Below are 23,095 nucleotides of genomic sequence, written 5' to 3'. Positions count from 1 at the left end.
TTAACCTTCCAGCACCGGGCAGGCGTCACCCCCTATACATCATCTTACGATTTAGCAGAGAGCTGTGTTTTTGATAAACAGTTGCTTGGGCCTATTCACTGCGGCTGACTCTAAGCCAGCGCCCCTTCTCCCGAAGTTACGGGGCCATTTTGCCGAGTTCCTTAACGAGAGTTCTCTCGCTCACCTGAGGCTACTCGCCTCGACTACCTGTGTCGGTTTGCGGTACGGGTAGAGTATAATTAACGCTAGAAGCTTTTCTTGGCAGTGTGACATCACTAACTTCGCTACTTAACTTCGCTCCCCATCACAGCTCAATGTTATAGATATAAGCATTTGACTCATATCACACCTCACTGCTTAGACGTGCTCTTCCAATCGCACGCTTTAGTTAGCCTACTGCGTCCCTCCTTCACTATATACTCTAGTACAGGAATATCAACCTGTTGGCCATCGGATACACCTTTCGGTCTCTCCTTAGGTCCCGACTAACCCAGGGCGGACGAGCCTTCCCCTGGAAACCTTAGTCTTACGGTGGACAGGATTCTCACCTGTCTTTCGCTACTCATACCGGCATTCTCACTTCTATGCGTTCCAGCGCTCCTCACGGTACACCTTCTTCACACATAGAACGCTCTCCTACCATACCTAAAAGGTATCCACAGCTTCGGTAATATGTTTTAGCCCCGGTACATTTTCGGCGCAGGGTCACTCGACTAGTGAGCTATTACGCACTCTTTGAATGAATAGCTGCTTCTAAGCTAACATCCTAGTTGTCTGTGCAACCCCACATCCTTTTCCACTTAACATATATTTTGGGACCTTAGCTGGTGGTCTGGGCTGTTTCCCTTTCGACTACGGATCTTAGCACTCGCAGTCTGACTGCCGATTATATCTCATTGGCATTCGGAGTTTATCTGATATTGGTAATCCGGGATGGACCCCTCAATCAAACAGTGCTCTACCTCCAAGAGACTTAACATCGACGCTAGCCCTAAAGCTATTTCGGAGAGAACCAGCTATCTCCAAGTTCGTTTGGAATTTCTCCGCTACCCACAAGTCATCCAAGCACTTTTCAACGTGCCCTGGTTCGGGCCTCCAGTGAGTTTTACCTCACCTTCACCCTGCTCATGGGTAGGTCACATGGTTTCGGGTCTACGACATGATACTAAGCCGCCCTATTAAGACTCGGTTTCCCTACGGCTCCGTCTCTTCAACTTAACCTCGCATCATATCGTAACTCGCCGGTTCATTCTACAAAAGGCACGCTCTCACCCATTAACGGGCTCGAACTTGTTGTAGGCACACGGTTTCAGGTTCTATTTCACTCCCCTCCCGGGGTGCTTTTCACCTTTCCCTCACGGTACTGGTTCACTATCGGTCACTAGAGAGTATTTAGGGTTGGGAGATGGTCCTCCCAGATTCCGACGAGATTTCTCGTGTCTCGCCGTACTCAGGATACTGCTAGGGTTTAAGACTATTTCGATTACGAGGCTGTTACTCTCTTTGGCTTACCTTCCCAGGTAATTCTTCTATAATCTTGCGTCCCACAACGCAGTCCTACAACCCCGATGTGTAAACACATCGGTTTGCCCTCTTGCCAGTTCGCTCGCCGCTACTAAGGCAATCGCGTTTGCTTTCTCTTCCTGCAGCTACTTAGATGTTTCAGTTCACTGCGTCTTCCTCTTCATTACCTTAACAGTAATGAGTGACATGCATCACATGCCGGGTTCCCCCATTCGGACATCTCTGGATCAATGTTTACTTACAACTCCCCAAAGCATTTCGTCGTTAGTCACGTCCTTCATCGGCTTCTAGTGCCAAGGCATCCACCGTGCGCCCTTATTAACTTAACCTTATTTTGGTCTTCTGACCTTAAACTCATTAAATCACAGCGTTTCGGTTTATTTCTTGTTACTTTCTACAATTATTTCTAATTGTGGAATTTGATATAGATATTCAATTTTCAATGGACAATCATCTTGAATCTTTCGATTCAATGGAGCCTAGCGGGATCGAACCGCTGACCTCCTGCGTGCAAAGCAGGCGCTCTCCCAGCTGAGCTAAGGCCCCACAAGACCTCTCAAAACTAAACAAGACTTCCCAAACGTGCTTCCGTTTTTTCCTTAGAAAGGAGGTGATCCAGCCGCACCTTCCGATACGGCTACCTTGTTACGACTTCACCCCAATCATCTATCCCACCTTAGGCGGCTGGCTCCTAAAAGGTTACCTCACCGACTTCGGGTGTTACAAACTCTCGTGGTGTGACGGGCGGTGTGTACAAGGCCCGGGAACGTATTCACCGCGGCGTGCTGATCCGCGATTACTAGCGATTCCGACTTCATGTAGGCGAGTTGCAGCCTACAATCCGAACTGAGATTGGCTTTAAGAGATTTGCTTGCCGTCACCGACTTGCGACTCGTTGTACCAACCATTGTAGCACGTGTGTAGCCCAGGTCATAAGGGGCATGATGATTTGACGTCATCCCCACCTTCCTCCGGTTTATTACCGGCAGTCTCGCTAGAGTGCCCAACTGAATGATGGCAACTAACAATAGGGGTTGCGCTCGTTGCGGGACTTAACCCAACATCTCACGACACGAGCTGACGACAACCATGCACCACCTGTCACCGATGTTCCGAAGAAACTTTCTATCTCTAGAAATAGCATCGGGATGTCAAGACCTGGTAAGGTTCTTCGCGTTGCTTCGAATTAAACCACATGCTCCACCGCTTGTGCGGGCCCCCGTCAATTCCTTTGAGTTTCAACCTTGCGGTCGTACTCCCCAGGCGGAGTGCTTAATGCGTTAGCTGCGGCACTAAGCCCCGGAAAGGGCCTAACACCTAGCACTCATCGTTTACGGCGTGGACTACCAGGGTATCTAATCCTGTTTGCTCCCCACGCTTTCGAGCCTCAGCGTCAGTTACAGACCAGAGAGCCGCTTTCGCCACCGGTGTTCCTCCATATATCTACGCATTTCACCGCTACACATGGAATTCCACTCTCCCCTTCTGCACTCAAGTTTAACAGTTTCCAAAGCGAACAATGGTTAAGCCACTGCCTTTAACTTCAGACTTATTAAACCGCCTGCGCTCGCTTTACGCCCAATAAATCCGGACAACGCTCGGGACCTACGTATTACCGCGGCTGCTGGCACGTAGTTAGCCGTCCCTTTCTGGTAAGTTACCGTCACTGTGTGAACTTTCCACTCTCACACACGTTCTTCTCTTACAACAGAGCTTTACGATCCGAAAACCTTCTTCACTCACGCGGCGTTGCTCGGTCAGGGTTGCCCCCATTGCCGAAGATTCCCTACTGCTGCCTCCCGTAGGAGTCTGGGCCGTGTCTCAGTCCCAGTGTGGCCGATCACCCTCTCAGGTCGGCTATGTATCGTCGCCTTGGTAGGCCGTTACCCCACCAACTAGCTAATACAACGCAGGTCCATCTACTAGTGATGCATTTGCATCTTTCAAGCATCTAACATGTGTTAAACACTGTTATGCGGTATTAGCTATCGTTTCCAATAGTTATCCCCCGCTAGTAGGCAGGTTACCTACGCGTTACTCACCCGTTCGCAACTCCTTCTACTCTAGCAAGCTAAAGTAGTCAGCGTTCTACTTGCATGTATTAGGCACGCCGCCAGCGTTCGTCCTGAGCCAGGATCAAACTCTCATTTAATCTTGTTCTCATTCTGTCACTGACAGATTTATTTTCTTAACAGGTCGATTTCTCAACCCGCACGTTTGGTTCGTCTTGTTCAGTTTTCAAAGGTCTTTGCCTCTTGCGAGACAACTTCTATATTCTATCAAATCTGAAACAACTTGTCAACTACTTTTTCAAGTTTTTTTCAATCCTGTTTCAAACCGATTACCGCATCCCTCTCGGACAACAGCTATATTAGTGTATCATCTCAAGCTTACTTTGTCAAGAACTTTTTTAGCTTTTCTGTAAACCTAAGACCTGCCCTCTTGCGACAGCTCATCTAGTATACTAAACTTAGGAAAAACTGTCAACTACTTTTTAGAAAATTTTCTGATTAAAATATAAATTTTCTTTATTTGAAAGTTCTAAAATGCAGCTAGCCATTTGAGTGTATCAAAAACACCTTAGAGAAATATAATTGTAATCACTACAAAAATAATTAGAAGAACTCTGATTACTACACACCAAAAAGGGGAATATTTAATACCAGCTCAAAGAAGAGCATTCCTATCGTGAAATCGCTAGAAGATTGGTTAAAGCTCCTAAAATTATTAACAACAAAGCCAGCATGAGCAAGTTACTTTTATTGAAAATCGGATAAATAACTGTCCTCAAAAGCGTTAGATTATAAACCTCTAAAGAGTTTTTACGAAATAGCTAACTTAGACTTAAAATTTGTTTTTAAGATTTTTGAGCACTTTAATCATCAGAAGTGTTTTATTTGCCGTAAATAGCCATTTTTACCATTTACAGTCTTTTATTTAATAAAAAAGCTTTATGGGCTGAATTTGGTCATTAAAACGCATTTTATGGCTATTATAATCATACATGCATAATTTCTTTGTAAATAATGCCTCTGCATGACTGAAAACTATATGAGTTTCAAAGTAATTTAGTTTTCTCAAAAAATCTTTGAACTATTAAAAATAAGAAAAATTGTTTTCCTTTATCTTTAACTTCAAAAATGAGACTTAAAAGTTGTTCTCGCTAGGGCCTAAATTTATCATCTACGACAATTAACAACGAGTCAAAGAAACTCAAAAACGCCTGCTTACGAAGTGTTTCTAATCTAGAGACATTTCGTAAACAAGCGTTACTAAAAACACCAATATGATGAGTGTTCCCGCTAGGAAAAATCCTAGCGGTAGACCAGAGCTAGACTAAGAACTTTTCAGTTCCATCATCATAACACTCAACAAAATTGATAAAAATTATACTAATTCAATGATTGCCATTGGAGCAGCGTCACCACGGCGAGGTTCTGTTTTAAGAATACGAGTGTATCCACCGTTGCGTTCTGCATAACGAGGTGCGATTTCATCGAAAAGTTTTTGAAGAGCTGTTTGTGAAGTGTATTTTTCAGTAGCTTCATCAAAGTTTTCAGATGCAATTTCATTACGTACGAAAGCAGCTGCTTGACGACGAGCATGAAGATCACCGCGTTTACCTAAAGTAATCATTTTTTCAACTGTTTTACGGATTTCTTTAGCACGAGCTTCTGTTGTTACAATAGATTCGTTAATCAAAAGATCTGTTGTTAAATCACGAAGCATTGCTTTACGTTGTGAGCTAGTGCGTCCTAGTTTACGGTAAGCCATTTTATCCTCCTATATTATTTATCGTTTTTGAGTCCGAGTCCAAGATCAGCAAGTTTAACTTTGACTTCTTCAAGGCTCTTACGACCAAGGTTACGGACTTTCATCATTTCGGGCTCAGTTTTTTCTGTCAAATCAAATACAGTATTGATACCTGCACGTTTAAGACAGTTGTATGAGCGAACTGACAAATCAAGTTCTTCGATGGTACGGTCAAGCACTTTCTCATCGTTCACTTTCTCAGTTTCTTTCATTACATCAGTGTTTTTAGCCACTTCTGTAAGGTCAGTAAAGAGGTTCAAGTGTTCGATCAAGACACGAGCAGAAAGACCTAAAGCATCTTCAGGAATGATTGTGCCATTTGTCATGATTTCGATTGTTAATTTATCAAAGCCATCATTGCTACCTACACGAGCAGGTTCAACTTGATAATTAACTTTTTTCACTGGTGTGTAGATTGAATCTACAGCCAATGTTCCCACTGGAGCATCTTCTTTTTTATTACCTTCTGCTGGGACATAACCACGTTTTTTAGCAACAGTCATTGTAGCTTTCAAACTGTGTCCTTCAGCGATTGTAAAGAGATAGTGGTCGGGGTTGACGATTTCAACATCGCTATCTGTTAAAATATCTCCCGCAGTAACTTCTGCTGGACCTTCAACATCAAGTTCGATAATTTTTTCATCATCAACATAAGATTTTACTGCAAGTCCCTTAATATTAAGGATGATTTGCATAACATCTTCGCGTACACCTGGAATAGTGTCAAATTCGTGGAGTACTCCATCAATTTTAATTGATGTTACTGCCGCACCTGGGAGTGAAGACAAGAGTACACGACGAAGAGAATTACCTAGAGTTGTCCCATAGCCACGTTCAAGTGGTTCAATGACAAATCTGCCGTAATCTTTATTTTCATCAATTTTTGTTATTATTGGTTTTTCAAACTCAATCATTTATTATACTCCCTCGAAACGAATCTTGTGTACTATTAACAATTACGATTACACACGACGACGTTTTGGAGGACGAGCACCATTATGTGGCACAGGAGTAACGTCACGGATTGAAGTCACTTCAAGACCAGCCGCAGCAAGAGCACGAATAGCAGACTCACGACCTGAACCAGGACCTTTTACAGTAACTTCAACGGTTTTAAGACCATGTTCTTGTGCAGATTTTGCAGCAGCTTCAGCAGCCATTTGTGCAGCGAATGGAGTAGATTTACGAGAACCTTTGAATCCAAGAGCACCAGCTGATGACCAAGCAATTGCATTACCATGCACATCTGTAATCATAACAATAGTGTTATTGAATGTAGCGTGAATATGAGCAACACCAGATTCGATGTTCTTTTTCACACGACGTTTACGTGTTGGTTTAGCCAATTTTTTTACCTCCTATTTTATTTTTTCTTACCTGCAATCGCAACAGCTTTACCTTTACGAGTGCGAGCGTTATTTTTAGTGTTTTGTCCACGGACAGGAAGTCCACGACGGTGACGGATACCACGATATGAACCGATTTCCATCAAACGTTTGATGTTCAAGTTTACTTCACGACGAAGGTCACCTTCAACTTTAATTGCATCAACTTCACGACGGATAGCATCTTCTTGGTCTGATGTTAAATCTTTAACACGGATATCTTCTGAAACACCAGCTGCAGCTAAGATTTTCTTAGAAGTAGCAAGACCGATACCATACACATAAGTAAGTGAAATTACTACACGTTTTTCATTTGGAATATCAACTCCAGCAATACGAGCCATTTTTTCTCCTTTCTATAATTATCCTTGACGTTGTTTGTGTTTTGGATTTGATGGACAAATTACCATAACACGACCGTTACGACGAATAACTTTACAGTATTCGCAAATTGGTTTGACTGATGGTCTTACCTTCATTTTTTAATCCCTCCAATTATTTCGATTATTTAAAGCGGTATGTGATGCGTCCACGTGTCAAATCATACGGACTCATTTCAACAGTAACACGGTCACCTACCAAAATACGAATGTAGTTTTTACGGATCTTTCCTGATACAGTTGCCAAGATTTGGTGTCCATTTTCTAACTCAACAGTAAACATTGCATTAGGCATCGTCTCAACAACTTTACCTTCAATTTCAATCACATCTTCTTTTGCCACGCAAAAGTACCCCCTAAATTTCGATTTGATGTCCTCTGAGCACAGAGGTAACAATTATAAGCCAGACTAGCCTATTATATCATGTCTTTTCTACTTGTGCAAGTAGAAAATTCTTAAATTATTTTAATGATGAGATAGCTTTAACAATATCTGCAAAAACATCATCAATGTCTTGGTTACCTTGAACGTCAAAAACAATACCTGCTTTACGGTAATGTTCAATGATTGGTGCACCTTGAGCGATATTAACATCAAGACGACGTTTTACCGTTTCAGGTTTGTCGTCCTCACGTTGGTAGAAGTCATCTTCATTGTAGTCACCAACTGGTGGATTGAATACTTTGTGGAAAGTTTCGCCAGTTTTACGGTTGATAATACGACCACTTAAACGTTCAATAAGTGATTCTGGGTTAACTTCAATGTTAATCACACCATCTAATTTAAGATCCAAGTTGCTAAGTGTTTCATCTAAAGCGTGTGCTTGTTCAATAGTACGTGGATAGCCATCAAGCAAAAAGCCTTTTTCTGCGATGTCATCTTGTGCTAAACGTTCTTTAACGATACCGTTCGTAACTTCATCTGGTACAAGTTCACCTTTGTCGATGAATAATTTTGCAAGGACACCCATTTCAGTTTTGTTTGCCATTGCAGCGCGGAACATATCTCCAGTAGAAATATGAGCTACACCAAATTTTTCAACAATTTTTGCTGCTTGAGTTCCTTTACCAGCACCTGGTAAACCCATGATTAAAAGATTCATGATAGTCTCCTTATTTTATTTTTAAATAAATTTAACACCGAAGTGCTAAACTTATTCAAAAACAAAATAGAAAGGTTGACTAGGTCAACCTATATTCTATTCTGCTGTGTTCATGAAACCAACATACTGTCTCTTCAAAAGATAGCCTTCAAGTTGTTTCATACCTTCAATACCTGTTGAAATCAAGATAAGTAAGCTTGTTCCTCCAAGAGCAATACTGCTAGATAGGTTCATTGCTTGTTGAGCGATAATTGGTGTTAATGAGATAAACGCCAAGAAAATTGAACCCACAGTAGCTAATTTCTTCAAGAGTGAAGACATGTATTCTTCTGTTTCACGTCCAGGTCGAACACTAGGAATATATGACGCACCTTTTTGCAAGTTTTCTGCTGTTTTTTCAGGATTAACTTGCACAAAAGTATAGAAGAATGAGAATAAAATGATTAGTACTGCGTAAACTACCATACCACTTGGTGTTTGGTAATTCAAGAATGATTCTAGAGTAGTTAACCAAGGAATGTCTTTTCCATTTGAAATCAACGGAATAATCGTACTTGGAATTGTCGTAATCGAGCTGGCAAAGATAACGGGAATGACGCCGGCTGGATTAATTTTTAAAGGAAGGTAAGAACTTGTAGGCGCACCTTGAACAAGTTTTGTATATTGAATTGGAATTTTGTATTCTGCTTGTTGGACAAAGGTTGTAAAGAATACAATTGCCAATACTGCCACAATCAACAAAGCTACAAAGATGTATGAAGATAATAAATCACTTGAACGTACATTCACAAAGAAATCTTCATAAATTGTTGAGATAGCATTTGGAATCGATGAAATGATACCTGCAAAGATAATCATTGAGACACCATTACCAAAACCTTTGTCGGTGATTTGCTCACCAAGCCATGTCACAATCATACTACCTGTTGTTAACAAGGCACCAATGAGAAGATAAGTCTTAACATTTGGTGTTGATACCAATGAAATACTTGAAAGAGTATTAAATCCTGCTGTAATACCAATAGATTGAACGAAAGCTAGGACGAGTGAAATATAGCGCGTTGCTTGATTAAGCTTACGGCGTCCTACTTCACCTTGTTTACTCCATTCGACAAATTTAGGTAAGATATCCATTTGCAACAGTTGAACGATGATGGATGCTGTGATATATGGGCTAACACCCATAGAGAATACAGAGAAGTTACTCATAGCATTACCAGAAACAAGGTTCAACATATTTAAGAAGGGAAGCTCCCCTAATTGTTCAAGACTTTTCGCATTGATACCTGGCACAGTAATATGCGTTCCAATGCGGAAAACCAAGATGATAAAAAGTGTAAAGAAAATTTTATTTCTAACATTTTTTACCTTTAGTGCATCTTTAAGTAATTTAAAGAACATACTAAGTCCTCCTCATTAGATGACTTCGATTGAACCACCTTTTGCAGTGATAGCTGCTTCAGCAGATTTTGAGAATTTAGCTGCTTTGACAGTCAATTTTTTAGTCAATTCGCCGTTACCAAGAACTTTAACACCTGATTTTTCAGCACGGATAATTCCAGCTTCTTTAAGAACAACTGGAGTTACTTCAGTACCGTCTTCAAAGACGTTAAGTTGGTCAAGGTTTACAAGAGCGTATTCTTTAGCGTTGATGTTCAAGAAACCACGTTTTGGCATACGACGGAACAATGGAGTTTGTCCACCTTCAAAACCAAGACGTACTTTACCACCGCTACGAGCTTTTTGACCTTTTTGACCACGTCCAGCTGTTTTACCATTACCAGATGAAGTACCACGACCTACACGGTTACGTACTTTACGAGAACCTTCTGCTGGTTTAAGTTCATGAAGTTTCATTATTAATTTTCTCCTTATTTGTAAAATGCTAGCGCCTCTATGAGGGGAAAGGACTCCCCATAGAAACTCGCCTATACTATATCTAGTTTAAGTCGCAAGAGATTTCTCCGCGACTTAAACCTAAAATTATTATGTTAATTATTTAACATCTTCAACAGTTACCAAGTGTGAAACTGCAGTAACCATTCCACGAATAGCTGGTGTATCTTCTTTGATAACTGAGCTATTCAATTTACCAAGTCCAAGAGCAGCAACTGTTTTGCGTTGTGCAGGAATGCGTCCGATTGGAGACTTAGTCAAAGTAATTTTAATTTGAGCCATTATTATCCCCTTTCTTAAGCTAAATCAGAAACTGAAATACCGCGAAGAGCAGCAACGTCTTCTGCACGTTTAAGTTGTTTCAAACCTTCAACAGTTGCACGAACGATGTTGATTGGAGTGTTTGAACCAAGTGATTTAGATGTAACATCTGCAACACCTGCCAATTCGATGACGGCACGTACAGCACCACCAGCGGCAACCCCAGCACCTTCTACAGCAGGTTTCAACAATACTTTAGCTCCACCGAATTCTGAACGAACTTCGTGAGGAATTGTTGTACCAACCATAGGTACTTCGATTAAGTTTTTCTTAGCGTCTTCAACAGCTTTACGAATAGCTTCTGGTACTTCTTGAGCTTTACCAGTACCAAAACCTACACGACCATTACGATCACCAACAACTACAAGAGCAGCAAAGCGGAGACGACGTCCACCTTTAACAACTTTTGTAACACGGTTGATAGCAACAACGCGTTCTTCAAGTTCAACTGCATTATCTTTAAATGCCATTATTAAGTGTCCTCCCTATTAGAATTTCAATCCGTTTTCACGAGCTGAGTCAGCCAAAGCTTTAACACGTCCGTGATAGAGATATCCACCGCGGTCAAACACCACTTCAGAAATACCTTTAGCTACTGCGCGTTCAGCAACAAGTTTACCGACAACAACGGCTTGTTCTGTTTTAGTTCCTTTAGAAACTTCTTTATCAAGAGTTGATGCACTTGCGAGCGTTACACCCGCTACGTCATCAATAACTTGAGCGTAGATGCCTGTATTAGAACGGAAAACGTTCAAACGTGGGCGATCAGCAGTTCCAGAGAGTTTACCGCGAACGCGACGGTGGCGTTTTTGGCGGATTTTATTTTTATCTGGTTTCGAAATCACAATTTTCACCTCTTAATTAATTGATTAATGTCAAAACGACACATTATAAATGCTAGAACATGGGCTTTGCAAGAGTAAGTCTTGCAAAACTTCCCACAATCTATTATTTACCAGTTTTACCTTCTTTACGACGTACGTATTCACCAACGTAACGGATACCTTTACCTTTGTAAGGTTCTGGAGCACGAAGGCTACGGATGTAAGCTGCTGTTTGACCAACAACTTCTTTGTTGATACCGTTAACGACGATAGTAGTTGCAGATGGAACTTCAAATGAAACACCTTCTGGAGCTTCTACTTCGTCTTGGTGAGATTTACCTACAGAAAGTACAAGTTTTGAACCTTGAAGTTGAGCACGGTAACCAACCCCGCGCATTTCAAGTTCTTTTTTGAAACCTTCAGAAACACCAACAACCATGTTGTTCAAGTTAGCACGAGCTGTACCGTGGATTGTTTTCATTTCTTTTGAGTCGTTTGGACGGTGAAGTGAAACTTCAGTGCCTTCAACTTTGATTTCAATGTTTTTGTTAAACTCACGAGTGAGTTCGCCTTTAGGTCCTTTGACAGTTACTACGTTATCATTGTTAGTAACTTCTACACCAGCAGGCAAGTTGATAACTTTATTACCAATACGTGACATAGTTTTTATTTTCTCCTGTTAGATTGTCAAGCCGCATATGCGACGAGTTTTCACGGGGCGACTATTATACAGAATACCTGTATCTATAGTCCATTATTTTTAGTAAGAAACTTTTTCAATAAAAATTGAAAGGAAGTTTTATCTTACCAAACGTAAGCAATAACTTCTCCACCAACGTTCTTTTGGCGAGCTTCTTTGTCAGTCAAAAGACCTTCTGATGTAGAGATGATTGCAATTCCAAGTCCGTTAAGAACTTTAGGAACATCTTCACGTTTTGCGTAAACACGAAGACCTGGTTTAGAGATACGTTTCAAGTTAGTGATAACACGTTCACCGTTTTGTCCATATTTAAGGAATACACGGATGATACCTTGTTTGTCATCTTCGATAACTTCAACGTTTTTCACGAAACCTTCGCGTTTAAGAATTTCAGCAATTCCTTTTTTGATATTTGATGCAGGTACTTCAAGCACTTCGTGTTTTGCTTGGTTAGCATTACGAATGCGTGTCAAAAAGTCTGCAATTGGGTCAGTCATAACCATTATATATTTCTCCTCTTACTAGTAGTTTGAATATTTCACTTGCTAGTTAATGTCGCCCGATTGGGCTGGTTGTATGCTTCTCAGACGAAAAGCTAATTTGAACTCGCCCTATGAAGTGTGCAAAATAGATAAATCGACTCGTTTGCAAGCAAACATCTTCGATTTCCTAATTTTGCTTTGTTCACCACGGGTTTAGTATCATAATTTTACCAAGACGCTTTAGTAACGCCTGGGATTTGTCCTTTGTAAGCTAACTCACGGAAGCAAACACGGCAAAGTTTGAATTTGCGGTAAACTGAATGTGGACGGCCACAACGTTCGCAACGAGTGTAAGCTTGCGTAGAGAATTTCGCAGGGCGATGATTCTTAGCAATCATAGATTTTTTAGCCAATTGATTTACCTCCTAAATTATTTTGCAAAAGGCATTCCAAGGCCTTTAAGCAATTCACGACCTTCTTCGTCAGTGTTAGCTGTAGTTACGATAACAATATCAAGACCACGTACTTTATCAACATCATCAAAGTTGATTTCTGGGAAGATCAATTGTTCTTTCACACCAAGTGTGTAGTTACCACGTCCGTCAAATGATTTTGTTGGAACACCGTGGAAGTCACGTACACGTGGAAGTGAAACAGTAACCAATTTATCTAAGAATTCGTACATACGTTCACCACGAAGGGTAACTTTTGCACCGATCGCTACACCTTCACGAAGACGGAAGCCAGCGATTGATTTCTTAGCTTTAGTAATCAATGGTTTTTGACCTGAAATAAGTGCCAATTCAGCAGCAGCTTTTTCAAGGTTTTTAGAATTATTTACAGCATCACCAACACCCATGTTAAGAACGATTTTCTCAACTTTTGGGACAGCCATAACTGAAGTGTAGTTGAATTTTTCAGTCAAAGCAGGAACGACTTCGTTAGTGTATTTTTCTTTTAAGCGATTTACCATTACTTATACTTTCTCCTTTCCTTCGTGATTAATCAAGCACTTCGCCTGATTTTTTGTTGTAACGAACTTTTTTGCCGTCTACAACTTTGTAACCAACACGTCCTGCTACACCATTTTTGTCAAGAACTTGTACGTTAGATACATGGATTGGTGCTTCTTTTTCTACGATAGCACCTTGAGGGTTTTCGTTGTTTGGTTTTTGATGTTTTTTAACAATAGCAACACCTTCGACAACAACTTTGTTGACTTTAGGAAGGGCTTTAAGAACTACAGCTTCAACGCCTTTGTCCTTACCAGCAATAACGCGAACTTTGTCGCCTTTTTTTACAAACATTTGGTTTTTCTCCTATTATTTCTTACGCCCTAATGGGCACCCTGCAAATGCAGGGGACTTAGTTTGTGTTTTTTATTGATTAAAGTACTTCTGGTGCAAGTGATACGATCTTCATGAAGCCACCTTCACGCAATTCACGTGCAACAGGGCCGAAGATACGAGTTCCGCGAGGAGTTTTGTCATCACGGATGATTACTGCAGCGTTGTCATCAAATTTGATGTATGAACCGTCTGGACGGCGTGCACCAGATTTAGTACGAACAACAACAGCTTTTACGACATCACCTTTTTTAACAGCTCCACCAGGAGTAGCTTGTTTTACAGAAGCAACGATTACGTCACCGATGTTAGCGAATTTACGTCCTGAACCACCAAGAACTTTGATAGTCAAGATCTCACGAGCACCGCTATTATCAGCAACTTTCAAGCGAGTTTCTTGTTGAATCATTTCAAATTTCTCCTTTTAGTTTGATTAGATAATAACAGCTTCTTCCACTACTTCTACAAGACGGAAGCGTTTTGTAGCTGAAAGTGGACGAGTTTCCATGATACGAACGATATCGCCTTCTTTAGCAACGTTGTTTTCATCATGTGCTTTGTATTTTTTAGAATAGTTGATACGTTTACCATAGACTGGGTGGTTACGTTTAGTTTCAACTACAACAGTGATTGTTTTATCCATTTTGTCAGATACTACACGTCCAACAAGGGTTTTACGTTGATTACGTTCCATTATTAGAATTTCTCCTTTCCCAATCTATTATTTCTTTTCAGATTGCACTGTTTTTACGCGTGCAATTTGTTTTTTAACTTCGTTCAAACGAGCAGTTTGATCAAGTTGACCTGCTGCAGCTTGGAAACGAAGATCGAAAAGTTCTTTCTTAAGTTCGTTTTCTTTCTTAGCAAGTTCTTCTTGAGAAAGACCACGAAGCTCTTTAACAAAATCTTTAATTTCTTGAAGTTTCATGATTTCTCCTTATTCTGCTTCACGTTTCACGAATTTAGTCTTAACTGGCAATTTGTGGCTAGCAAGACGAAGTGCTTCACGTGCAACTTCTTCAGATACACCAGCGATTTCAAACATCACTTTACCACGTTTAACTGGTGCTACCCAACCTTCAGGTGCCCCTTTACCAGAACCCATACGTACACCGATAGCTTTAGCAGTGTATGATTTGTGTGGGAAGATTTTAATCCAAACTTTACCACCACGTTTCATGTAACGAGTCATTGCGATACGGGCAGCTTCGATTTGACGGTTTGTGATCCAGTGACTAGTAGTAGCTTGAAGACCATATTCACCGAATGCGACTTCTTTACCACCTTTAGCTTCACCGCGCATTTTTCCACGGAATTCGCGACGGTGTTTAACACGTTTAGGTACTAACATTTGTTATTTGCCTCCTTTAGTGTTTTTACGAGCTGGAAGAACTTCACCACGGTAGATCCAAACTTTAACACCAAGTTTACCGTAAGTAGTGTCAGCTTCTTCCCAAGCGTAGTCAATATCTGCACGAAGTGTGTGAAGTGGAACAGTTCCTTCTGAATAACCTTCACTACGAGCGATATCAGCACCGTTCAAACGACCAGATACTTGAGTTTTAATACCTTTAGCACCTGCACGCATTGTACGTTGGATAGCTTGTTTTTGAGCACGACGGAAAGCAACACGTTGTTCAAGTTGACGTGCAATGTTTTCACCAACAAGGTGTGCGTCCAAATCAGGTTGTTTGATTTCAACGATGTTGATGTGAACTTGTTTTCCAGTCAATTTGTTAAGTTTAGCGCGAAGAGCGTCAACATTAGCTCCACCTTTACCGATAACCATACCTGGTTTAGCAGTGTGAAGTGAAACAATTACTTTATTTACAGCACGTTCGATTTCAATACGTGAAACTGAAGCGTCTGCCAATTCTGTTTGAATGAATTTGCGGATTGCAAGATCTTCATGAAGGTAATCCGCGTATTCTTTTTCAGCATACCATTTCGCATCCCAATCACGGATGATTCCGACACGCATACCAATTGGATGTACTTTTTGACCCACGATTTTACCTCCTTATTTTTCTGACACAACTACTGTGACGTGAGTTGTGCGTTTGTTGATTGGTGAAGCTGAACCTTTAGCACGTGGACGGAAACGTTTCATAGTTGGTCCTTCGTTTGCGAAAGTTTCAGATACTACCAAGTTAGCTTTTTCCAAACCAAAGTTGTTTTCTGCGTTAGCGATAGCAGAGTTAAGAACTTTTTCAACTACGCGAGCTGCTTTGTTTGGAGTGAATTTCAAGATTGCGATTGCGTCAGCAACATTCTTACCACGGATAAGATCAAGTACAAGACGTGTTTTACGAGGTGAAACACGGACTGTACGAGCCATTGCTTTAGCTGAAGTAATTTCTGCCATTGTGTCCTCCTCCTATTAACGACGTGTTTTCTTATCGTCAGCTGCGTGACCTTTGTAAGTACGAGTTGGTGCGAATTCACCAAGTTTGTGACCTACCATGTCTTCTTGGATGTAAACTGGTACGTGTTTACGTCCATCATAAACTGCGATTGTATAACCGATGAAACTTGGGAAAATCGTTGAACGACGTGACCAAGTTTTAATTACTTTTTTCTTTTCGTCATTTGCTTGAGCTTCAACTTTTTTCATCAAATGCTCATCGACGAAAGGTCCTTTTTTAAGACTACGTCCCATTTTGTAGTTTTCTCCTTTAAAATATAGTACCACAGCGGCCTGTGTGCAAAATGCACACTACCGAGCTGGCGGATGATTATTTAACTAAGCGACTGAATTATTTATCGTTACGACGACGAACAATAAGTTTGTCAGATTTAGCTTTTTTGTTACGAGTTTTAAGACCAAGCGCAGGTTTACCCCAAGGAGTAGATGGCGCTTTACGTCCAACTGGTGCTTTACCTTCACCACCACCGTGTGGGTGATCATTAGGGTTCATTACAGAACCACGAACTGTAGGACGGATACCCATCCAACGGCTACGACCAGCTTTACCAAGGTTTACAAGTGATTGTTGTTCGTTACCAACTGTACCGATTGTAGCACGGCAAGTACCAAGAATCATACGAACTTCGCCTGATTGAAGACGAACAAGCACGTATTTACCTTCTTGACCAAGAACTTGTGCAGAAGCACCAGCAGCACGAATCAATTCAGCACCTTTACCTGGTTGAAGTTCGATATTGTGAATAACTGTACCAACAGGGATGTTAGCAAGTGGAAGAGCGTTACCAACTTTGATATCTGCATCTGGACCTGAAACGATACGTTGTCCAACTTCAAGACCTTTAGGTGCAAGGATATAAGCTTTCACACCGTCAGTGTAATGTACAAGAGCGATGTTAGCTGTACGGTTTGGATCATACTCAATAGTTTTTACAACTGCTTCAACGCCATCTTTGTTACGTTTGAAGTCAATCAAACGGTAGTGACGTTTGTGACCGCCACCTTGGTGACGTACAGTGATGCGACCGTTGTTGTTACGACCAGCTTTGTTTTTAAGTGAAACAAGCAATGATTTCTCAGGAGTGCTTGTAGTGATTTCAGCAAAATCCAAAGAAGTCATATTACGACGACCATTTGTCGTTGGTTTATAAGCTTTAATACCCACGTTATTTCCTCCTTAGATTATTCAGCTTCAGCTGCAAACAACTCGATTGCTTTAGAATCAGCTGTAAGAGTGATGATAGCTTTTTTAGTTTTTGAAGTGAAACCAGTGTAACGACCAACACGTTTTGCTTTTGGTTTAACTGTTACAGTGTTCACGTTTGCAACTTTAACTCCATCAAAAGCAGCTTCAACAGCTTGTTTGATCAAAAGTTTGTGCGCACGAGAGTCAACTTCGAATGTATATTTACCTGCTTCGAGGTCGTACATTGATTTTTCAGTGATTACTGGTTTTTTGATTACGTCGTACAAATTCATTATGCAAGAACCTCCTCGATTGTAGAGATTGCTTCTTTAGTAACAAGAAGTTTGTCGCTGTTTACGATATCAAGAACACTTGCAGTTGTTGCAGTTGCAACTTTAACGTTTGGAAGGTTACGTGCAGAAAGAGCTGCAAATTCGTTTCCTTCTTCAAGGATTACAAGTACTTTTGAGTCAACGTTAAGAGCTGAAAGTACGTTTGCGAATTCAGCAGTTTTTGGAGCTGCAAATGAAAGGCTTTCTACAGCTACAAATTTATCTTCAGCAACTTTAGCTGAGTAAACTGATTTCAATGCAAGGCGACGAACTTTTTGTGGAAGTTTGTATCCGTATGAACGTGGAGTTGGTCCGAAGACTACACCACCACCACGCCATTGTGGTGAGCGGATAGAACCTTGACGAGCACGTCCAGTTCCTTTTTGACGCCATGGTTTACGACCACCACCAGATACTGCAGAGCGGTTTTTAACTGCGTGAGTACCTTGGCGAAGGCTAGCGCGTTGGCTGATAACGACATCAAATACTACTGATTCGTTTGGTTCGATACCGAAGATAGCATCGTTCAACTCAACTGAGCTAACTTCTTTACCAGTTTGGTCAAATAGTTTTACGTTTGCCATTTTAACTGTTTTCTCCTTTCTTATTATTTAGCAGCCTTAACTGCTGATTTGATAGTGATAAGAGATTTCTTAGCACCTGGTACGTTACCTTTGATAAGAATAACGTTTTTCTCTGGGATAACTTGGACAACTTCAAGGTTTTGGATTGTCACACGGTTACCACCCATACGTCCTGCCAAGTGTTTGTTTTTGAAAACACGGTTAGGCGCAACAGGTCCCATAGAACCTGGACGACGGTGATAACGAGAACCGTGAGCCATTGGTCCACGAGCTTGACCGTGGCGTTTGATAACACCTTGGAAACCTTTACCTTTAGATGTACCAGTTACATCAACAACATCTCCAGCTTCGAATGTATCAACTGTGATTTCTTGACCAACTTCTAAGCCTTCAATGTTTTTGAATTCACGAATGAAGCGCTTAGGAGCTGTGTTAGCTTTTGCTACATGGCCTTTGGCAGGTTTGTTGCTCAATACTTCACGTTTGTCGTCAAAACCAACTTGAACTGCTTCGTAACCATCTGTTTCAACAGTTTTCACTTGAAGCACAACGTTTGGAGTTGCTTCGATGACAGTAACAGGGATAAATTCACCAGATTCAGTGAAGATTTGAGTCATTCCCACTTTTTTCCCTAAGATTCCTTTTGTCATGAGAGAATATTTCCTTTACTTTATTTATTTAAAAAGTTTTTAATGAGCATTTTTCATGCTCAAAAAAGTTTTTAACGAGCGTTTTTTGTGCTCAATCACCAAATCCTTATTAGAGTTTGATTTCTACGTTAACACCACTTGGAAGATCCAATTTCATCAAAGCGTCAACTGTTTTTTGAGTTGGGTTGATGATATCGATCAAGCGTTTGTGAGTACGCATTTCAAATTGTTCGCGTGAATCTTTGTATTTGTGAGTCGCACGAATAACTGTGTACAAGCTACGTTCAGTTGGAAGTGGAACTGGTCCAGCAACTGTTGCACCTGTACGTGTTGCAGTTTCAACAATTTTTTCTGCCGCTGTATCAAGTGTACGATGTTCGTATGCTTTCAAACGGATACGGATTTTTTTGTTTGCCATCTTTTTCTCCTTTTCGTCTATTTAAGATAATAGGCTAGCTCCTCAAGAAAACCAACACGCTTTTGCGTGGCAATGCAACCGAGCGTGTCGCAACCTCTTGTATCATAGCTAAAGTTACTGTATTTACAGCACCAGTATATAATATCAGATTTGACAAGAGTTTGCAAGGTTTTTACCGTGTTTTTTAGCTTTTTTTCCAAGAAAATGTTTTCAGGTACTACCAACATTTTAAGCATTAACAAAAAAATCAGGCAATCACCTGATTTCTTACATATATAATTAGCAAAAAGCACTCTAATAGGAAGAAACTATCTTTGGAATAAAAAGATGTTATTTATTTCCTGATTCTAGAATCAATTTTTTGAGGACGGGACCTAATAAAAAGATTTGAATTGAAAACGCCATTGGAAAATTAAACGTTAGCGTGGTTAAAACCGTTGGAATGAAATTTCCCCATGGATGCTTAAATAAAATAGATGAAACAACCGCCATACTTGGACACATCACACAGACTGTGCAAATTCTTCGTATCGTTGGTCGCATGAACACAGGAATTTCTTCAGGCTTTGCCAGCATTGACATCAAGCGAACTGCAATTGGTCCACCGAAGAATTCTTGAATGAGAAAAACGATGATTGTAATCCACCACACTTCTTTCAATACGTCCAAAACTAAACCATAATTGGCACCGCCGTTATTAAGTGATAAATTGTAATATTCCATGCAAAAACTCATAGCAAATGCCATTGATAAAGAAAAGACAAACTCTCTTGTTTTACTTACTTTCATTTCTTCCCTCCTCATAACTTATATTACCTAAAAATAAAATCGGAAACAATTCCGTTTTTAGAGCAATCTATTCCTAAAATGAATAATTTTCAACAATAAAGGAGTGGGCAAAACCACTCCTCTATCGTTGAACAAATTCTAAAAAGTGACTGGCTGCTTTTGATAACAGGGCACTTTTCTTATAATAAATGACAATTTCTGTCTCGATATGCGGAAGAACAGGCACCAGTTTCACCAGATTTCGCGTATTGATATAGGAAATAGGTTTTGCCATTAATAACGAAATGCCCATTCCTTTACTAACAAGGTCGATAATATTTTCAGCACGCTTTCCCGTATAAGCAATTGACGGCGTAAAGCCAGCTTGACGACAAGCTTGAAGTGAAATGTTATGCATGACAGAATGAGGAGGTAAGAATAAAAATTCTTCATTTTTCAATTCCGACAAGTCAATCAGAGCTTGGTTAGCCAAGGGGTGATCATTTGGTAACACCGCAACCAAATAATCCGTCGTGAAATTGATGACTGCAAAATCATCCAAATCCTCTGTAACTTCTTTTTGACCTGACAATCGACGAATAAAAATCAAATCACAGTCATCATTTCGAAGTTTCTGTTTAAGTTGCTCAGTCTCACCTTCAATAATGCTCAGATTAATTTTTACATTCGCCTTTTTAAAATCAATGAGCATATCTGTGATGCCATAAGGAGCCATAATTGGAATTGAGCCGATTGTCAAACTTTGCTCTTCAGCTTCCTTGAGATTAATAAGCGCCGTATTACATTGGTGCTGGACATCAATTAGCTGTTGAGCGTATTTGAGAAATACTTTTCCTGCTTCATTGAGTTTAACTTGACGTGTCGTTCGGTCAAATAGAGTTGTTCCAAGTTCAACTTCCAAAGATTTTATATGTTTTGACAAGCTAGATTGCGAAATGAATAAATTCTCCGCTGCTTCTAGATAATTTTCTGTCTTTGTTAAGGCAATAAATTCTTTCACATGATTCAGTTCCATAGCGTTACTTCCTGAAATAAATTCTTTATTGTAGCATAACAAAAATCACAAAACTTTTCTAATGATTATTTTTTAAATTAAGTTGTGTCTTATCGCATAAGCAATTGCTTGAGCTCGATTATTGACTTGAAAAATCTCATAAAGTTCCGTTAGATAGGTCTTTACCGTGCGGTCAGTAACAAATAGCTGCGCTGCAATTTCTTTATTGGTCAATCCATCAGCTACCATTTGCAATAGCTGCTTCTGCTGCTCTGTAATCGTTGGCACATTTTCTTCGTTTTGTCTATGTTGAAAACTAGCCGTCAAAACTTCTGAACTTATGGCAATATAGCTATCATCTGCTAATAACTTTTGAATATGATTAACAATGTCAGTCGGGTCTTCGTCTTTTAATAGGTAGCCTCGTACTCCTTTTTGAATAAAGTGCTGCGCAAGTTCACCGTCGATTTCCGTAGAAAAGATGAGAACATTCGACAATGTCGGCAGCTCTTCTAGTAACTTTTTGCCACTCATTTCTGGCATTTGCAAATCAACTAAGATAAGGTCTGGTTGCCTAGTAAGCGCAGCTAATTTTTCCAAAGCCTCCTGACCATTTGAAGCTGTGGCAACCACTGTCAAATCATCTGCTATTTCAATAAAATTAGCCAAACCTTCTCTGACAATCGGATGATCATCTACAATCATAATGTGCTTCACTAGATTACCTCCAATTCAATCGTTACAACCGTTCCTGTGTTTTTGCTACTGTTAATACTCACTTGACCGTTATACTGCGCTGCTCGTTCTTTCATGCCAAGTAAGCCAAAATGTTGATTGTTTTGCGCTAGTAATCGCATAGGCTTACCAAAATTAATAACGTGAATTTGCAACATTTTTCCCTCTTTCTTGACGTCAACTTTTGCTTGGTCAATCTCAGCATGCTTAATAACATTCATCAAAGCTTCATTAATCATTCGCAAAACATCCATTCCTTGATGATAAGATAATTCAATCTCATCAGGCATAGCCAGTTGAGTATTGAGATGATAATTTTCTTGCAAATTGGTCAACCGTTTTTGTAATTCTTCTCGCAACTGCAACGTTAGATTGTCTCGTTTTTCTTGGCGATAATCAGCAATCGTTTGACGTGCCTCACTAATGGATTCTTTGGTGAGATGTTGTGTTTTTTCCAAAGTCTGTGCCAATTTTTGATAATCTTCATTGTCTAGGAGAGCTTTCATTGCCGAGAGGTGCATATTAATGCCAATCAAATCTTGAGTCAAGCTATCGTGTAAATCACGCGCCAGCGTTTGTTTGACTGCCTTAGTTGTCGCTTCCTCTACTTGTGCATAAGCTTGATTGAGTTCCTCATTAACTTCCTGAAGATATTGCGCTTGAAAAGCTTGACGATAAATCATTTGATAATAATAAATGGCAAGTAGTGCAATCATAGCCACAGCTTCAGCTAACAAGATAAAATTGAAAAAATCTAAACCATCTTGCAATAAGCCAAAGCCAAGAACACAGAGACCGTACAAAGCTGTCATTACAAAATAACGTTTAGGATACTGGTAGGTAATTTCTTCAACAATGCAAATAGGCATGAATCCAACCAGTAAAGCAAGACTAGATAGATTGTCAAAGAAAAGTGCCAACCAAAAAATCAGCAAGACTTGCACAGCTAATCCGAGATACAAATATTTCGTTGACACCAAACGATTAGAAAAATAAAGCAATAATACTTCACTAACTAAGGCTGCATTTGACATAACATCTGTTTGAAAAAAGTAGCCACAATTTAAATATTGGACAAAAAGATAAAGGAAAACTAGCCAACCTATCAAAAGCCATTTACCTAATTTTAAAAATTGATATTTGACACTTTCTTCTATTTTATTTGTTTTCATACCTATCACCTAAAAAAGCTGAGATTATCTCAGCTC

The 23,095-nt window shown here is 40.1% G+C and carries 33 protein-coding genes, 1 tRNA gene and 2 rRNA genes (1 of these 36 cut by a window edge); all 36 read right to left on the bottom strand.

Annotated features, from left to right (window positions below):
* A 23S ribosomal RNA gene (locus BTR42_RS00520) occupies positions 1 to 1,853 on the bottom strand (it extends 1,046 nt beyond the left edge of the window).
* 144 nt (positions 1,854 to 1,997) lie between these two features.
* Positions 1,998 to 2,070: transfer RNA gene (locus BTR42_RS00515), tRNA-Ala, on the bottom strand.
* A 57-nt stretch (positions 2,071 to 2,127) separates the two neighbouring features.
* Positions 2,128 to 3,676, bottom strand: a 16S ribosomal RNA gene (locus BTR42_RS00510).
* Together the 16S and 23S rRNA genes with 1 tRNA gene alongside form the textbook arrangement of a ribosomal RNA operon.
* 1,235 nt (positions 3,677 to 4,911) lie before the next feature.
* Positions 4,912 to 5,298 carry a 50S ribosomal protein L17 gene (rplQ, locus tag BTR42_RS00505; protein WP_003062890.1) on the bottom strand — a complete coding sequence of 129 codons (387 nt, stop codon included), beginning with the start codon at positions 5,296 to 5,298 and terminating at the stop codon, positions 4,912 to 4,914.
* 14 nt (positions 5,299 to 5,312) lie between these two features.
* Positions 5,313 to 6,251, bottom strand: coding sequence for a DNA-directed RNA polymerase subunit alpha (locus BTR42_RS00500; protein ID WP_009853219.1), 939 nt, complete (start codon positions 6,249 to 6,251; stop codon positions 5,313 to 5,315).
* A 48-nt stretch (positions 6,252 to 6,299) separates the two neighbouring features.
* Entirely contained in the window at positions 6,300 to 6,683 is a 384-nt protein-coding gene (gene rpsK / locus BTR42_RS00495) for a 30S ribosomal protein S11 (RefSeq protein ID WP_003062885.1), read from the bottom strand.
* A gap of 17 nt (positions 6,684 to 6,700) precedes the next feature.
* Positions 6,701 to 7,066, bottom strand: coding sequence for a 30S ribosomal protein S13 (rpsM, locus tag BTR42_RS00490; protein ID WP_003062883.1), 366 nt, complete (start codon positions 7,064 to 7,066; stop codon positions 6,701 to 6,703).
* Positions 7,067 to 7,084: 18 nt separating this feature from the next.
* The gene (rpmJ, locus tag BTR42_RS00485; protein WP_002959355.1) at positions 7,085 to 7,201 is read right to left on the bottom strand and encodes a 50S ribosomal protein L36; all 117 of its coding nucleotides are present in this window, start codon (positions 7,199 to 7,201) and stop codon (positions 7,085 to 7,087) included.
* A 25-nt stretch (positions 7,202 to 7,226) separates the two neighbouring features.
* Positions 7,227 to 7,445, bottom strand: a complete 219-nt coding sequence (infA, locus tag BTR42_RS00480; RefSeq protein ID WP_001040189.1) for a translation initiation factor IF-1 — start codon at positions 7,443 to 7,445, stop codon at positions 7,227 to 7,229.
* A 118-nt stretch (positions 7,446 to 7,563) separates the two neighbouring features.
* The gene (locus BTR42_RS00475; protein ID WP_077495913.1) at positions 7,564 to 8,205 is read right to left on the bottom strand and encodes an adenylate kinase; all 642 of its coding nucleotides are present in this window, start codon (positions 8,203 to 8,205) and stop codon (positions 7,564 to 7,566) included.
* Positions 8,206 to 8,301: 96 nt separating this feature from the next.
* On the bottom strand, positions 8,302 to 9,606 hold the full coding sequence (secY, locus tag BTR42_RS00470; RefSeq protein ID WP_009853217.1) for a preprotein translocase subunit SecY: 1,305 nt from the start codon (positions 9,604 to 9,606) through the stop codon (positions 8,302 to 8,304).
* A 15-nt stretch (positions 9,607 to 9,621) separates the two neighbouring features.
* Entirely contained in the window at positions 9,622 to 10,062 is a 441-nt protein-coding gene (rplO, locus tag BTR42_RS00465) for a 50S ribosomal protein L15 (RefSeq protein WP_003067203.1), read from the bottom strand.
* 138 nt (positions 10,063 to 10,200) lie between these two features.
* The gene (gene rpmD, locus BTR42_RS00460; protein ID WP_009853216.1) at positions 10,201 to 10,383 is read right to left on the bottom strand and encodes a 50S ribosomal protein L30; all 183 of its coding nucleotides are present in this window, start codon (positions 10,381 to 10,383) and stop codon (positions 10,201 to 10,203) included.
* A gap of 14 nt (positions 10,384 to 10,397) precedes the next feature.
* Positions 10,398 to 10,892 (bottom strand): 30S ribosomal protein S5, encoded by a 495-nt coding sequence (gene rpsE / locus BTR42_RS00455; protein WP_009853215.1) that lies wholly within the window; start codon positions 10,890 to 10,892, stop codon positions 10,398 to 10,400.
* A gap of 18 nt (positions 10,893 to 10,910) precedes the next feature.
* Positions 10,911 to 11,267, bottom strand: coding sequence for a 50S ribosomal protein L18 (rplR, locus tag BTR42_RS00450; protein ID WP_003001342.1), 357 nt, complete (start codon positions 11,265 to 11,267; stop codon positions 10,911 to 10,913).
* Positions 11,268 to 11,370: 103 nt separating this feature from the next.
* The gene (rplF, locus tag BTR42_RS00445; RefSeq protein WP_009853214.1) at positions 11,371 to 11,907 is read right to left on the bottom strand and encodes a 50S ribosomal protein L6; all 537 of its coding nucleotides are present in this window, start codon (positions 11,905 to 11,907) and stop codon (positions 11,371 to 11,373) included.
* 143 nt (positions 11,908 to 12,050) lie between these two features.
* On the bottom strand, positions 12,051 to 12,449 hold the full coding sequence (gene rpsH / locus BTR42_RS00440) for a 30S ribosomal protein S8 (protein ID WP_006531328.1): 399 nt from the start codon (positions 12,447 to 12,449) through the stop codon (positions 12,051 to 12,053).
* Positions 12,450 to 12,655: 206 nt separating this feature from the next.
* Complete coding sequence (locus tag BTR42_RS00435) at positions 12,656 to 12,841, bottom strand: type Z 30S ribosomal protein S14 (RefSeq protein ID WP_003062863.1); 186 nt, start codon at positions 12,839 to 12,841, stop codon at positions 12,656 to 12,658.
* A 17-nt stretch (positions 12,842 to 12,858) separates the two neighbouring features.
* Positions 12,859 to 13,401 carry a 50S ribosomal protein L5 gene (gene rplE, locus BTR42_RS00430; protein ID WP_003062861.1) on the bottom strand — a complete coding sequence of 181 codons (543 nt, stop codon included), beginning with the start codon at positions 13,399 to 13,401 and terminating at the stop codon, positions 12,859 to 12,861.
* Positions 13,402 to 13,429: 28 nt separating this feature from the next.
* Entirely contained in the window at positions 13,430 to 13,735 is a 306-nt protein-coding gene (gene rplX, locus BTR42_RS00425; protein ID WP_003062858.1) for a 50S ribosomal protein L24, read from the bottom strand.
* A gap of 79 nt (positions 13,736 to 13,814) precedes the next feature.
* The gene (rplN, locus tag BTR42_RS00420) at positions 13,815 to 14,183 is read right to left on the bottom strand and encodes a 50S ribosomal protein L14 (RefSeq protein WP_003062856.1); all 369 of its coding nucleotides are present in this window, start codon (positions 14,181 to 14,183) and stop codon (positions 13,815 to 13,817) included.
* Positions 14,184 to 14,207: 24 nt separating this feature from the next.
* Complete coding sequence (gene rpsQ, locus BTR42_RS00415; RefSeq protein WP_002885836.1) at positions 14,208 to 14,468, bottom strand: 30S ribosomal protein S17; 261 nt, start codon at positions 14,466 to 14,468, stop codon at positions 14,208 to 14,210.
* A 27-nt stretch (positions 14,469 to 14,495) separates the two neighbouring features.
* Complete coding sequence (gene rpmC, locus BTR42_RS00410) at positions 14,496 to 14,702, bottom strand: 50S ribosomal protein L29 (RefSeq protein WP_003062854.1); 207 nt, start codon at positions 14,700 to 14,702, stop codon at positions 14,496 to 14,498.
* Between the two features lie 9 nt (positions 14,703 to 14,711).
* Positions 14,712 to 15,125, bottom strand: a complete 414-nt coding sequence (gene rplP / locus BTR42_RS00405; protein WP_003062852.1) for a 50S ribosomal protein L16 — start codon at positions 15,123 to 15,125, stop codon at positions 14,712 to 14,714.
* 3 nt (positions 15,126 to 15,128) lie between these two features.
* Positions 15,129 to 15,782: a 30S ribosomal protein S3 gene (rpsC, locus tag BTR42_RS00400; protein WP_009853213.1), complete on the bottom strand. Its 654-nt coding sequence runs from the start codon at positions 15,780 to 15,782 to the stop codon at positions 15,129 to 15,131.
* 12 nt (positions 15,783 to 15,794) lie between these two features.
* Positions 15,795 to 16,139, bottom strand: coding sequence for a 50S ribosomal protein L22 (gene rplV, locus BTR42_RS00395; RefSeq protein WP_003062848.1), 345 nt, complete (start codon positions 16,137 to 16,139; stop codon positions 15,795 to 15,797).
* A gap of 15 nt (positions 16,140 to 16,154) precedes the next feature.
* Positions 16,155 to 16,433 (bottom strand): 30S ribosomal protein S19, encoded by a 279-nt coding sequence (gene rpsS, locus BTR42_RS00390; RefSeq protein WP_000533765.1) that lies wholly within the window; start codon positions 16,431 to 16,433, stop codon positions 16,155 to 16,157.
* Positions 16,434 to 16,530: 97 nt separating this feature from the next.
* Entirely contained in the window at positions 16,531 to 17,364 is an 834-nt protein-coding gene (gene rplB, locus BTR42_RS00385) for a 50S ribosomal protein L2 (RefSeq protein ID WP_003062844.1), read from the bottom strand.
* Between the two features lie 17 nt (positions 17,365 to 17,381).
* A complete protein-coding gene (locus tag BTR42_RS00380; RefSeq protein ID WP_003062842.1) occupies positions 17,382 to 17,678 on the bottom strand; it encodes a 50S ribosomal protein L23 in 297 nt (98 codons plus the stop codon).
* Positions 17,678 to 18,301, bottom strand: a complete 624-nt coding sequence (gene rplD / locus BTR42_RS00375; protein ID WP_006531321.1) for a 50S ribosomal protein L4 — start codon at positions 18,299 to 18,301, stop codon at positions 17,678 to 17,680. The genes BTR42_RS00380 and rplD overlap by 1 nt, the downstream gene beginning before the upstream one ends.
* A 23-nt stretch (positions 18,302 to 18,324) precedes the next feature.
* Complete coding sequence (gene rplC / locus BTR42_RS00370; protein ID WP_003067226.1) at positions 18,325 to 18,951, bottom strand: 50S ribosomal protein L3; 627 nt, start codon at positions 18,949 to 18,951, stop codon at positions 18,325 to 18,327.
* A gap of 109 nt (positions 18,952 to 19,060) precedes the next feature.
* Positions 19,061 to 19,369 carry a 30S ribosomal protein S10 gene (gene rpsJ / locus BTR42_RS00365; protein WP_009853211.1) on the bottom strand — a complete coding sequence of 103 codons (309 nt, stop codon included), beginning with the start codon at positions 19,367 to 19,369 and terminating at the stop codon, positions 19,061 to 19,063.
* 330 nt (positions 19,370 to 19,699) lie between these two features.
* The gene (locus tag BTR42_RS00360) at positions 19,700 to 20,158 is read right to left on the bottom strand and encodes a DUF2798 domain-containing protein (RefSeq protein WP_012961324.1); all 459 of its coding nucleotides are present in this window, start codon (positions 20,156 to 20,158) and stop codon (positions 19,700 to 19,702) included.
* 121 nt (positions 20,159 to 20,279) lie between these two features.
* Positions 20,280 to 21,173 (bottom strand): LysR family transcriptional regulator, encoded by an 894-nt coding sequence (locus BTR42_RS00355; RefSeq protein WP_009853208.1) that lies wholly within the window; start codon positions 21,171 to 21,173, stop codon positions 20,280 to 20,282.
* A gap of 72 nt (positions 21,174 to 21,245) precedes the next feature.
* Complete coding sequence (locus BTR42_RS00350) at positions 21,246 to 21,869, bottom strand: response regulator (protein WP_009853207.1); 624 nt, start codon at positions 21,867 to 21,869, stop codon at positions 21,246 to 21,248.
* Entirely contained in the window at positions 21,869 to 23,059 is a 1,191-nt protein-coding gene (locus tag BTR42_RS00345) for a sensor histidine kinase (RefSeq protein ID WP_061459153.1), read from the bottom strand. The genes BTR42_RS00350 and BTR42_RS00345 overlap by 1 nt, the downstream gene beginning before the upstream one ends.
* Positions 23,060 to 23,095: the final 36 nt, after the last annotated feature.

Source organism: Streptococcus gallolyticus subsp. gallolyticus DSM 16831 (assembly GCF_002000985.1).
GTDB lineage: Bacteria > Bacillota > Bacilli > Lactobacillales > Streptococcaceae > Streptococcus > Streptococcus gallolyticus.
Note: the sequence above shows the minus strand (reverse complement) of the source record. Positions and strands in the feature narration are given on the sequence as shown.